This window comes from Metabacillus sp. KUDC1714, from assembly GCF_014217835.1.
Classification (GTDB): domain Bacteria; phylum Bacillota; class Bacilli; order Bacillales; family Bacillaceae; genus Metabacillus; species Metabacillus rhizosphaerae.
In genome coordinates this window covers 89,834-102,039 of sequence record NZ_CP055263.1, presented here as the reverse complement: position 1 = coordinate 102,039, position 12,206 = coordinate 89,834, and the positions used below count along the sequence as shown (strand labels likewise).

Below are 12,206 nucleotides of genomic sequence, written 5' to 3'. Positions count from 1 at the left end.
TGTTACAATGACTGTTGGTACTGAGCAAAAGATGAGCATAAATGTGGAAAAGCTCAACAAGGATATCGCTGCATTTCCACAGGTTCATCCAGTTACAAAAGATATGAAGTTAACTCATAAGGGTGTTTCTAGACTTGTTATGCTTGATCGTTATACGTTTAAGGATACGGAGAAAATTACACTTTCTGAAGGGGACTTTGTTGTACTGACTATAAAAGAGGATCCTAAGTTCCCAGCAAGAGGACTTGGTTACATTAAAGATATTGATTGGCAAGCTAAATCAGCAAGCGTACTTATTGACGAGGAATATCGTCATTCTTTAGACAAACCTGAGGAAGTTGAAACAGGTATTGTAAAACGCTCGTTAGACGTCATTGAAAAACCACTTGAAATCTTTTACGAACAAATTGCAAAACGTAATGCAACGGGATTAGCATCGGTAGAAACAACTGAAGAAAAACGTAATGAATGGTTCGAGAAGTTCTATCAGGAACTAGTGAATCTAAACTTTATTCCTGCTGGACGTGTATTATATGGAGCGGGTGCAGGAACAGATGTAACCTACTTTAACTGCTATGTAATGCCATTTGTTAAAGATTCACGCGAAGGTATTTCAGAACATCGTAAACAGGTTATGGAGATCATGAGCCGTGGCGGCGGTGTTGGAACGAATGGTTCAACATTACGTCCAAGAAACACGCTAGCTCGTGGAGTTAATGGAAAATCTTCTGGATCTGTATCTTGGTTAGATGATATTGCGAAATTAACTCATCTTGTTGAACAAGGTGGAAGTCGCAGGGGAGCCCAAATGATCATGCTAGCTGATTGGCATCCAGACATCATCGAATTCATCATTTCGAAAATGCAAAATCCACGTATTTTAAGATACTTGATTGAAAACACAAACGACGAAGCGATTAAAAAATACGCTCAAGATAAATTAAAGTTCACTCCATTAACACAACAAGAAATTGATATGTACCAAGGAATTATCAATTATAAGCAAATTCCTGGATCTGGTGGATTTAGTGAGAAAATTATTAAAGATGCAGAGATAAAGCTTCGCACTGGCGGCACATATAGTGTTCATAATTCTGAGTTCCTAACAGGAGCAAATATTTCAGTTACATTAACAAAAGACTTTATGGATGCTGTTGAAAATGATGCTGACTATGAATTGCGTTTTCCAGATGTTGAAGGCTATAACGAAGAAAACATGAAAGCTTACAACGAAAACTGGTATAAAGTTGGCGATGTACGTGAGTGGGAGAGACAAGGCTACAAGGTTCGCACGTACCGTAAAATCAAAGCTAAGGAGCTTTGGAACTTAGTTAATATTTGTGCTACGTATTCTGCAGAGCCAGGTATTTTCTTCATTGATAACGCAAACGACATGACAAATGCAAAAGCATACGGTCAACAGGTTGTTGCGACAAATCCGTGTGGTAGAGTAGCTTAGTTTGCCTCACGTTAAAAATTGCGGAATAAAGCGGGAACCCTGAGATGGGAATCCGAACCGAAGGCTGAATGTAAAAGTTTAGTCAGGGGCAACGCATAGACGGTGAACCTGCATAGCAGAATATAATCCGTCCACGAGGCCGCAACATCATACGCTTAATGAACTTATAAGAACTGATTAAGTTTATGAAAGATGTGTGATGAAAAGATATGCTGAACTTACAGGAATTCAACTGTAAGAAGTAGAGGATAAAAAGCCTTTACGATAACAAAACTGGAACAGCCACTCGCGCCATATTCTGTTTGTAACTTAGCAGCAGTTAACCTAGCTGAAATGGCGAATAAAGATACAAAAACGGTTGACTTCGAAAAACTAATAAAAACAGTTGAAGTCGGTGTAAGAATGCAGGATAACGTAATTGATGCAACACCTTACTTCTTACCAGAAAATAAACACCAAGCACTTGGTGAACGTCGTGTTGGACTTGGTGTAATGGGCTTACATGATCTTCTTATTTACTGTGAAACTGAATATGGTTCTGAAGAAGGTAATGTACTAGTTGACAAAGTATTTGAAACAATTGCGACAACTGCTTACCGTGCTTCAATTGAATTAGCCAAAGAAAAGGGTAGTTTTCCTTTCTTGGAAGGTGAAGAAACAGCAGAAACAAATCGCCTTCGTGAAGCATTTACACAAACAGGCTTTATGAGTAAGATGCCTGCTGATATTTTAGATGGTGTTAAGGAATACGGTATTCGTAACTCACATCTCCTAACGGTTGCTCCTACTGGATCCACAGGGACAATGGTTGGCGTATCAACAGGGCTCGAGCCATACTTCTCATTCTCATACTTCCGTAGTGGACGTCTTGGGAAATTTATTGAAGTTAAAGCTGATATCGTTCAAGAATATTTAGATAATCATCCAGAAGCAGATCCTAACAACCTGCCAGCATGGTTTGTATCTGCGATGGAATTAGCACCAGAGGCACATGCTGATGTACAATGTGTCATCCAACGCTGGATTGATAGTTCAATTAGTAAAACTGTTAATGCACCAAAAGGTTATTCAGTAGATCAAGTTGAAAAAGTTTACGAGCGTTTATATAAAGGCGGTGCCAAAGGTGGTACTGTATATGTCGATGGAAGTCGTGACACCCAAGTATTAACGTTGAAAGCTGAAGATAACACATTTGATGAAACTGAAGAAGTCGAAACGAAAGAAAAGAGCAAAGTCGTTCTAGTTGATACAATTAACGACCTACGTTCTACAAATGTAACAATCGGAAATGAAGTAGGTAATACATGTCCGGTTTGTCGTGAAGGTACTGTTGAAGACCTTGGGGGCTGTAACACATGCACTAGCTGTGGCGCACAGCTGAAATGCGGACTATAAAAATTACTTTTTAGAAATGGGGTCTGGTTTATGCCAGATCCTTTTTCATGTCACGAGATTCTATTGCAGTAAGCTTGCCTTTCATATCCCTTGTAAAGCACGAAATTCTCATGTAAAATTGAAATGATTTCGTTTTAAAAGGTACGCAAAAAAACAATAACAGTAACAGTGAAAAAAAGCCATTGAAAAAGATCGGCAATTTTGGAGGGGACCGCATGCCAACACCAAGCATGGAAGATTATATAGAACAAATATATTTACTTATAGAAGACAAAGGATATGCGCGTGTTTCAGACATTGCAGAAGCTTTGGCTGTTCATCCCTCCTCAGTCACAAAGATGGTTCAAAAATTAGATAAAGATGAATATTTGATTTATGAAAAATATCGTGGACTTGTTTTAACGAATAAAGGGAAAAAGACTGGGAAAAGACTTGTCTATCGTCATGACCTACTAGAGCAATTTTTAAAAATTATCGGAGTAGACGAAGATAAAATATACAATGATGTTGAAGGAATTGAGCATCATTTAAGCTGGAATGCCATCGATCGTATTGGTGATCTTGTTCAATACTTTGAAGAAAATGAGCAAAGAGTGGATACATTGCGTAGCATCCAAAAAAATAATGAAGAGCAATAACATACGAACAATTAAAAATACCCCATTAAGTAGGTAGATCTACTTAATGGGGTATTTTTATTAGGGAATCAAAGAGCATTTCCTCTAGCCTTTTATTATATTAATGAAAAAACCCCTAATAATTACCTATAGTAGATTGAAGTGTAGGTAAATAATACCGACCTGAAATATATCGTTTTTACTATCCTGTATATTATTTTGAAAAAATTTTAAGGAGTGAATCACCATAAGGTCTTTTTTTGTGCTTATTGAAATGTAATTTACTCGCACCACTGATACGACGCTTTAAAGTTAGCTTACTTTAAAGTAATAAAAGGATTTATAAAGTTGTCGAAAAGTTATTGTACTCCTCCGACAAATTTTAGCAATGAGGAAATAAGTTGTATGTCATAATTGTCCATACTTGCATTCATTATACTTTGATAGTTTTAAATTTTTCAAAAAAACTAAAATGGGCAGGTGGAAAGATGAAGGAGAAACCGATTCTTCAAGTAAAAGATTTAAAAGTTTCCTTTCTTTCTGATAAAAGATTAATACCTGCAGTAGATGGGATTAGTTTCGAATTAATGGAAGGAGAGATATTGGGGATTGTCGGAGAATCTGGAAGTGGTAAAAGTGTTACCTCATTATCGACAATGGGATTAATCCCATGTCCCCCAGGAAAAATTGTAAATGGTTTGATTGAATTTGATGGGAAGGACTTGACGAAGTTAAAGGAAAGAGAAATGAGGAAGATACGGGGCAATCAAATCTCGATGATCTTTCAAGAACCTATGACTTCACTAAATCCTCTATTCTCAATCGGTAATCAATTAATTGAAGCGCTCCGATTACATACCACTCTTACAAAGAAAGAACTGAAAGCAAGGACAGTTGAATTGCTTACGTTAGTTGGAATACCCAGGGCTAGCGAAATAATTAACGAGCATCCTCATCAACTTTCTGGTGGTATGAGACAGAGGGTTATGATCGCAATGGCAATGGCGTGTAATCCTCAAGTTTTAATTGCGGACGAGCCGACAACAGCGCTTGATGTAACAATTCAAGCACAAATATTGTCGCTAATGAAAGAGTTAAATAAGAAAATGAACACCTCGATTATTCTTATTACACATGATTTGGGAGTTGTAGCGGATATTTGTGAACGGGTGCTAGTTATGTATTCGGGGCAAATCGTTGAACAAGGTGATGTGCGCACAATTTTAAAAGAACCTAAGCATCCCTACACAATAGGCCTCTTAAAGTCAGTACCCGATTTACGAGCGAAGAAAGATCGCTTATATAGTATTCCTGGAAATGTACCAAGACCTGGAAGTGTGATGAAAGGTTGTAGGTTTGCTGAAAGATGTGATGTAGCAGAAAGTCAATGCTATGAAGCATCTCCGCAATTATACAAAATGGATGATCCTAACCATGTAGTTCGATGCTTCTTGCATAGAGATAAAGAGGAGGCTAATCATCATGTCAGAGTTACTTCTGGAGGTTAATGGATTGAAGAAATACTTTCCAATTACAGGAGGTATTTTTGGAGGGAAAAAAGGTGAAGTAAAAGCAGTGGATGATGTGTCATTCTTCGTAAACAAGGGTGAGACGTTAGGAATTGTTGGTGAAAGTGGATGTGGTAAGTCAACCACTGGCCGTCTACTTATGCGCTTACTTGAAGCAAGTGATGGCAAGATTCGCTTCGAAGATAAAGAGATTACAAGGATGTCTAAAACAGAATTAAGGAAGACACGGAGAGATATTCAAATGGTTTTTCAGGATCCATATGCTTCGTTAAACCCTCGACATCCCATTGGAAAAATACTTGAGGAACCTCTCATCGTGCATCGAATTGGCTCAAAGGATGATCGGAAAAAAAGAGTACAAGAAATGTTAGAAATCGTAGGGTTAAGTAGTTATCATGCAAGACGATATCCACACCAATTCAGTGGAGGTCAGCGTCAACGGATAGGGATTGCAAAAGCATTGATGACAAAGCCGAAATTGATTATTGCAGATGAGCCTGTGTCTGCACTTGATGTATCTATTCAAGCACAAGTTCTCAATTTAATGAAGGATATTCAAAAAGAATTCCGACTTACCTACATCTTTATTGCACACGATCTTGGTGTTGTAAGACATATTAGTGATCGTGTCGGTGTGATGTATTTAGGGAGATTAATAGAGTTAGCAAATAGTGAAGTTCTTTATGATGATCCAAAGCACCCATACACGAAAGCTCTCCTCTCTGCAGTACCGATACCTGATCCTGATTATAAAAGTGATGCTATTCAAATCTCTGGTGAACTTCCAAGTCCTTCAAACCCACCTTCTGGATGTGCATTTCATACTAGATGTTCAGTATGTATGGATATCTGTAAAACGACTAAACCAGAATATCGCAGTTTAGATGGTCATTATGTTGCATGTCATTTATACAATAGGTGACCTGCAGCAATTATGATAAAAAATAACAAACGGGGGTACATATGCTAATGACGAAGAAGACATTAAAGCTGTTACTCGTTTCATTTTTAGCATTTAGTTTACTACTAGTAGGTTGCAGTAACTCGAATCAAGAAGCTAATACTGAAGAAAAACCATCTGAAAGCGGAACAAAGAAAGACACACTTGTATTTGGACGTGGTGGGGATTCAACATCCCTAGATCCAATAACGACAACTGAAGGTGAAACATTCAAGGTGACTGAAAATATTTTTGAAACCCTGCTTGAGTATGGGGAGCAAGATACGACGTTACATCCAGGTCTTGCTGAAGAATGGGAAGTTTCTAAGGATGCTCTTACTTACACACTTAAACTGCGCCAAGATGTGGAATTTCATGATGGGACTGTCTTTAATGCTGAAGCAGTTGTCTTTAACTTTAACCGTTGGATGAATGGTAATGCTGACGATTTTCCTTATTACACCATGTTTGGTGGTTTTAAAGGTGAAGAAGGCCATGTCATTGATGAAGTAAAGGCAGTGGATGAATATACTGTGCAGTTTGTGCTTAACAGACCGCAAGCTCCGTTTTTGAAAAATTTAGCAATGTCCCCATTTGGAATCGCAAGTCCTGCTGCTGTTGAAAAGCATGGGGATAAGTTTAGAGAAAATCCAGTTGGTACAGGTCCATTTAAATTTGTTGAATGGAAACAAAATGATCGTATTGTCCTTGAAAAGAATGAAAATTATTGGTTGAAAGATTATCCAAAATTAAATCAAGTTATTTTCCGCGTTATTCCAGAGAATACTGCACGTCTAAATGCTTTAGTGAATGGTGAAATTGACTTAATGGATGGTGTTAATAACTCTGATGAAGAAATGGTAACAGGGAATGATAAACTGCAATTAATCGAGCGTCCGTCAATGAATGTTGGTTACTTAGGATTTACAACTAATCGTCCACCATTTGATAATAAACTTGTTCGTCAAGCATTGAATCATGCCGTTGATAAACAAGCAATCATTGACGCTTTTTATGGTGGTAAAGCAGAAGTTGCCAAAAATCCGCTGCCTCCATCTATTGAAGGCTATAACGATGGTATTGAGGATTATCCATTTGATCTAGAGAAAGCGAAACAATTGTTAACTGAAGCAGGATATCCGGATGGCTTTGAAATGGATTTATGGGCAATGCCTGTTGCTCGTCCTTATATGCCTGAAGGAATGAAGGTAGCTGAAGTAATTCAAGCTTCATTTGCTGAAATTGGTGTTAAAGCCGAAATTCAATCTGTCGATTGGGCGACATATTTAGATAAGGCAGCAAAAGGTGAATTTGATGCATACATGTTAGGGTGGACTGGTGATAATGGTGACCCCGATAATTTCCTATATACGTTGTTAGATAAAGATAGCATTGGAAGTAATAACTATTCTCATTATAGCAATGACGAGCTACACGAAGTGCTCATCAAGGCTCAAACAGAAACAGATCAAGAAACTCGAAATGAATTGTACAAGAAATCTCAAGAAATTATTCATGAAGATGCACCATGGGTTCCTTTGGTCCACTCAACACCGCTATTAGCAGGAGCTAGTGACATAATAAACTATTTCCCACATCCAACTGGCTCTGAAGCTTTAACAAAGGTTGAATTTAAGTAGTTTTGTAGAAAGGGGGCAAAAGCCTCCTCTTTTGTTAACTAATAAGGAAAAGTGAAGTTTCTGATAAAGAGGTGAGTCGATGTTCTCATATTCTGTTCGACGCGTTTTTTCGTTAATACCCGTTTTGTTTGGAATGACACTCGTTGTTTTTGCAATCATTCATGCAATTCCTGGTGATCCGGCACAAGTGATTCTAGGACAAAAGGCGACAAAGGAGGCCATTGCTACATTAACAAGTGAATTAGGATTAGATCGACCATGGCATATCCAATACGTTGATTATATGAAAGGCCTCTTTTTAGGAGATTTAGGAACATCATTAAGAACGAGAGGACCAATTAATGAAGAAATCTGGCCATATTTAGCAGCAACCATTGAATTAACATTAGTAGCGATGATAATTGCCATTTTTATTGGAGTAAATGCTGGAATTATTAGTGCCTGGTTTTCAAATTCATGGTTTGATTACCTTGCTATGATCCTAGCGTTAGTTGGTGTCTCAATGCCAATTTTTTGGCTTGGGTTAATGGAGCAATGGGCGTTTTCGATCGAATTAGGCTGGTTACCTACTACAGGGAGAGAGGATGTCAGGGACCCAATAACGGCGATAACCAATTTATATCTAATCGATACCTTGCTGCAAGGTAGAATAGATCAATTTGGACAAGTGATCCAACATCTCATCCTACCTAGCTTTGCCTTAGCAACTATACCGATGGCCATTATCGCGAGAATGACACGCTCTACAATGTTGGAGGTTATGAAATCAGACTATATTCGTACAGCTAGAGCAAAAGGGGTAAGGATGTTTTGGGTTGTATACAAGCATTCCTTGAAAAATGCTATTATCCCGGTCTTAACAGTTATTGGTCTACAAACAGGTCTTTTATTAGGGGGAGCCATTTTAACTGAAACGATTTTTGGTTGGCCAGGTATTGGCCGATATCTTTATGATGCTATTGGGTATCGGGATTATCCTGTTATTCAATCAGGGATATTAGTCATTGCTACTATATTTGTCGTTATTAACTTAATAATAGATTTGTTATATGCAGTTGTCGATCCGCGAATAAAATATCATCAATAGTAAATAGCAAGGGGGGATAAAACGTGGCTGAACTTGCAAAAAACACATCTAAATTAGCATCGCAAAATGGAAATGAGGAGCTACCAGCACCATGGAAAGAGGCATGGCGATCTTTTTGTAAAAATAAATTAGCGGTTGTTGGACTAGGGATTGTGATCTTTTTTATTATTCTCGCTGCAATCGCACCTCTCATTGCTCCATATGGCTTCAAAGAACAAGAGCTATCCAATCGATTACTTGCGCCATCAGGTGAGCATTGGTTTGGAACAGATGATTTCGGGAGAGATATCTTTTCACGGATTGTATACGGTGCGAGAATTTCTATATGGGTCGGCTTTTTTTCAGTGTTAGCCTCAGCAGTTATTGGGACAATTTTGGGGATTGTTGCTGGCTACTATGGGAAATGGGTAGACACATTTATTTCACGAATCTTTGATATTATGCTAGCATTCCCAAGTATACTACTAGCAATTGCGGTAGTAGCGATTTTAGGCCCATCCTTACAAAATGCACTAATTGCGATTGCGATAATAAATATTCCAAACTTTGGACGTCTTGTCAGGTCAAAAGTTCTTAGTGTCAAACAGGAGGAATATATCATGGCGGCAAAAGCAGTTGGCATGAAGGACACTAGAATATTATTTCGACATATCCTTCCTAATAGTATGACACCAATCATTGTTCAAGGTACACTTGCTATTGCAACAGCAATAATTGAAGCAGCTGCACTTGGCTTCCTTGGATTAGGAGCTCAAGCACCAACTCCAGAATGGGGAAAAATGTTAGCTGACTCAAAGCAATATTTGGTTCAAGCACCATGGACTCTTTTCTTTCCCGGTCTTGCCATCATGTTAACCGTTTTAGGGTTTAATCTAATGGGCGATGGGCTACGTGACGTATTAGATCCAAAAATGAAACAATAAAAATGATAGTATGAAAAAATATGGATTGTCCCCTGAATCAAACACTCACTATTCAGGGGTTTTTGTTCATTCTCACAATTCTCAGCTTATCACTTGAATGGTCTATTTTCCCTTTTTTGATCTTACACTGATAAAGTAGGAGGTTAAAGGAGGGGAGACAATGTTGATTGATGGTGTATTATCAGGTGGTGGGATTAAAGGTTTTGCTCTTATCGGGGCCTATCAAGCGATCGAACAAAACGGTTTTAAATTTAAGCGCTTAGCAGGAACGAGTGCTGGTTCTATTATCTCTGCGTTTATTATAGCCGGGTATACAGCTGACGAAATCTTAGAGATGATGGATGAAGTTGACTTGGAAATGTTTTTAGATGAACGAAGAAGCTTTTTTCCGTTTTCTCTTACAAAATGGATTTCATTATATTGGAATCTTGGATTATATAAAGGGGCTAAGCTAGAAGAATGGCTTTTAGCGAAGTTGAAAAATAAGGGGATTTCCACGTTTGCAGATATTCCAGCAGGTTCATTACGGATTATTGCTTCTGATTTAACAAATGGAAGGCTGATCGTATTACCTGATGATCTTCATCAATACGGAATAAATCCAGAATCGTTTTCTGTTGCAAGAGCAGTACGGATGAGCTGTAGCTTACCTTATTTTTTCGAGCCAGTACGATTAGCAACATTAACAGGTAGTAATATTGTTGTAGATGGGGGTGTGCTAAGTAATTTTCCGATTTGGTTATTTTATCAAAGTAAGAAACCGTATAAGAAAAGGCCGGTCCTTGGTATTAAGCTAAGCTCAAATGATAAAGAACGGCCTAAAAGAAAGATTCAAAATGCGATTGACATGTATGGTGCTTTATTTGAAACAATGAAGGATGCTCATGATAGTAGACATATCTCCAGTAGGCATGAAAAGGATATTGTTTTTCTGCCTGTAGATCAAATTGTTTCAACTGAGTTGGATTTAAATGAAGAAAAAAAACTAGCTCTAATTGAGCTAGGACGAAGTCGAACGAACGAGTTTCTTAAGAGCTGGACGTTTTAGAAAAACGCTCGGTTTTTCTTTTTGCCTTTTTTTCCTTCAATCACTGTTAAATGTGATGGTTGTTTTTTCTTTTTAATTGCAGAGGTTTTTGTTGACTTTTTAGCATGTGTTATGTTTCTGACATTTGAACCACGAGTACTTCGATCATCGAAACGTCTTTTTGATTGCTTTGCCGCTTTGGCATAGGAAGTATTTTCCTGGCCCATTCTCTTTCTCATAAAAAGACGATAGATCAGATATATTCCAAAACCTATAGCAGCATAAATCGCGATTTGTTTTAAAAGCCACAACGGATTAGAAACTAAAGTTGTTATTAGTCCAACTGCACCTAATAAAATAATTGCAAAGACGAATCCATTCACCCCACGACGATTCATAAAACCACCTCCGAGAAAAGATACCAATCAAGATACAAAAATAATATGAAGTTTTTAAGTCTCCGTTTCCTTCATAAGACTAAATTAAACAATTTGTTCAGCTAATGCTGTCTCTGTTTCTTTTTCTTTTCGCATTAGCTCATTAAAGCTTGCAATGGCTACTTCAACTTGATCATCTGTTGGTTCTTTTGTTGTTAATAGCTGTAGCCAAAGTCCTGGGTAACCTAAAAACCGTAATACTGGAACATCACGAAGCTTATTTGTTATTTGCAATACCTCAAAAGAAATGCCTAGGACCACTGGTATGAGTGCTAAGCGATTTACAACTCGTAACCATAAAGGATCTAATGGTACAAGTGTGTACACGAAAACACCTACAATAACGGTAAATAGGATGAAACTGCTTCCACATCTGTAATGTAAACGAGAGCTGCTTTGTACGTTTTCAACAGTTAGTGGTAAGTTGTTTTCATAGGCATTGATAACTTTATGTTCAGCTCCGTGATATTGGAATACACGTTTAATCAATGGTGTAAAGGCTATAGCATATATATATGCTAGTAATAACAATAGTTTGAAAGCGCCTTCTATAAGAATTTGCCCAAAATCAGATGGAACAAGTGGTTTCATAAACGCTGCTAAGAACACGGGAAGAAGTGTAAAGATTACTTTTCCGAAGAAAAAGGAAATAACACCAACTGCTGCGATACCGAGCCACATCGCTAGTTTGGAATCGGAGTTCTTTTTTTCTTCTAACACCTTTTCGTCATCCTCAGGATCAACTTCAAAGCGTTCAGTTGCAAAATTTAAATGTTTAGAGCCATTAGCACTAGCCTCAATAATGGCAATTATCCCTCGTAAAAATGGGATCTTTTTTAATTTTGATAAAACGGGTTGACTTTTTCTTGGTAAATGAAAATAATCAATCGATTGATCATTTCTTCGAATTGCAGTTACATAATGGTGCTTGCCACCGAACATTACACCCTCAATAACAGCTTGCCCACCATATGCAGGCTTTTTTTGAATTGACATGAGACACCAACCTATCTATTCTGTTTATCACTTAAGTAAACAACAATCACTACTGTGTTTAGCTATTACTTCTATAATACAGAATTTATTAGGAAACCTCTAGAGTGATATTTTAGAATAGCGCATATAAATAAGACATTTATTCACAATTTTTTA

9 protein-coding genes and 2 pseudogenes are annotated in these 12,206 nt (G+C 37.7%); 9 read left to right on the top strand and 2 right to left on the bottom strand.

From position 1 onward, the window contains the following. Nucleotides 1–7 precede the first annotated feature (7 nt). The 9 genes and pseudogenes from HUW50_RS00500 to HUW50_RS00460 form a co-directional block, all read left to right on the top strand. Nucleotides 8–1,447, top strand: a pseudogene (locus HUW50_RS00500) (vitamin B12-dependent ribonucleotide reductase); the annotation flags it as partial. Between the two features lie 288 nt (nucleotides 1,448–1,735). Next, nucleotides 1,736–2,854: pseudogene (locus HUW50_RS00495) on the top strand (hypothetical protein); the annotation flags it as partial. Nucleotides 2,855–3,069: 215 nt separating this feature from the next. Continuing rightward, on the top strand, nucleotides 3,070–3,492 hold the full coding sequence (gene mntR, locus HUW50_RS00490) for a transcriptional regulator MntR (RefSeq protein WP_066335240.1): 423 nt from the start codon (nucleotides 3,070–3,072) through the stop codon (nucleotides 3,490–3,492). Nucleotides 3,493–3,959: 467 nt separating this feature from the next. Then, nucleotides 3,960–4,979 (top strand): ABC transporter ATP-binding protein, encoded by a 1,020-nt coding sequence (locus tag HUW50_RS00485; RefSeq protein WP_185653575.1) that lies wholly within the window; start codon nucleotides 3,960–3,962, stop codon nucleotides 4,977–4,979. Further along, nucleotides 4,954–5,922, top strand: coding sequence for an ABC transporter ATP-binding protein (locus tag HUW50_RS00480; RefSeq protein WP_185653574.1), 969 nt, complete (start codon nucleotides 4,954–4,956; stop codon nucleotides 5,920–5,922). Before HUW50_RS00485 ends, HUW50_RS00480 begins: the two co-directional genes overlap by 26 nt. 47 nt (nucleotides 5,923–5,969) lie before the next feature. Further along, nucleotides 5,970–7,580 (top strand): ABC transporter substrate-binding protein, encoded by a 1,611-nt coding sequence (locus tag HUW50_RS00475; RefSeq protein WP_185653573.1) that lies wholly within the window; start codon nucleotides 5,970–5,972, stop codon nucleotides 7,578–7,580. Nucleotides 7,581–7,659: 79 nt separating this feature from the next. Further along, nucleotides 7,660–8,667 (top strand): ABC transporter permease, encoded by a 1,008-nt coding sequence (locus HUW50_RS00470; protein WP_185653572.1) that lies wholly within the window; start codon nucleotides 7,660–7,662, stop codon nucleotides 8,665–8,667. A gap of 23 nt (nucleotides 8,668–8,690) precedes the next feature. Further along, nucleotides 8,691–9,590, top strand: coding sequence for a nickel transporter permease (nikC, locus tag HUW50_RS00465; protein WP_066335262.1), 900 nt, complete (start codon nucleotides 8,691–8,693; stop codon nucleotides 9,588–9,590). Between the two features lie 160 nt (nucleotides 9,591–9,750). Continuing rightward, the gene (locus tag HUW50_RS00460; RefSeq protein ID WP_066335264.1) at nucleotides 9,751–10,638 is read left to right on the top strand and encodes a patatin-like phospholipase family protein; all 888 of its coding nucleotides are present in this window, start codon (nucleotides 9,751–9,753) and stop codon (nucleotides 10,636–10,638) included. Here HUW50_RS00460 and HUW50_RS00455 read toward each other — a convergent pair. Both HUW50_RS00455 and HUW50_RS00450 read right to left on the bottom strand, forming a co-directional pair. Continuing rightward, nucleotides 10,635–11,015 (bottom strand): SA1362 family protein, encoded by a 381-nt coding sequence (locus HUW50_RS00455; protein ID WP_185653571.1) that lies wholly within the window; start codon nucleotides 11,013–11,015, stop codon nucleotides 10,635–10,637. The two genes, HUW50_RS00460 and HUW50_RS00455, sit on opposite strands and share 4 nt — an antisense overlap. Nucleotides 11,016–11,099: 84 nt before the next feature. Beyond that, the gene (locus HUW50_RS00450; protein ID WP_185653570.1) at nucleotides 11,100–12,050 is read right to left on the bottom strand and encodes a DUF1385 domain-containing protein; all 951 of its coding nucleotides are present in this window, start codon (nucleotides 12,048–12,050) and stop codon (nucleotides 11,100–11,102) included. Nucleotides 12,051–12,206 lie beyond the last annotated feature (156 nt).

What these genes read in the sequence shown, in the direction of transcription:
- HUW50_RS00470 (WP_185653572.1), top strand. Translation starts at nt 7,660, where the DNA reads ATGTTCTCATATTCTGTTCGACGCGTTTTTTCGTTAATACCCGTTTTG.
- HUW50_RS00480 (WP_185653574.1), top strand. Translation starts at nt 4,954, where the DNA reads ATGTCAGAGTTACTTCTGGAGGTTAATGGATTGAAGAAATACTTTCCA.
- HUW50_RS00455 (WP_185653571.1), bottom strand. Translation starts at nt 11,015, where the DNA reads ATGAATCGTCGTGGGGTGAATGGATTCGTCTTTGCAATTATTTTATTA.
- HUW50_RS00485 (WP_185653575.1), top strand. Translation starts at nt 3,960, where the DNA reads ATGAAGGAGAAACCGATTCTTCAAGTAAAAGATTTAAAAGTTTCCTTT.
- HUW50_RS00475 (WP_185653573.1), top strand. Translation starts at nt 5,970, where the DNA reads ATGACGAAGAAGACATTAAAGCTGTTACTCGTTTCATTTTTAGCATTT.
- HUW50_RS00460 (WP_066335264.1), top strand. Translation starts at nt 9,751, where the DNA reads ATGTTGATTGATGGTGTATTATCAGGTGGTGGGATTAAAGGTTTTGCT.
- HUW50_RS00450 (WP_185653570.1), bottom strand. Translation starts at nt 12,050, where the DNA reads ATGTCAATTCAAAAAAAGCCTGCATATGGTGGGCAAGCTGTTATTGAG.
- mntR (WP_066335240.1), top strand. Translation starts at nt 3,070, where the DNA reads ATGCCAACACCAAGCATGGAAGATTATATAGAACAAATATATTTACTT.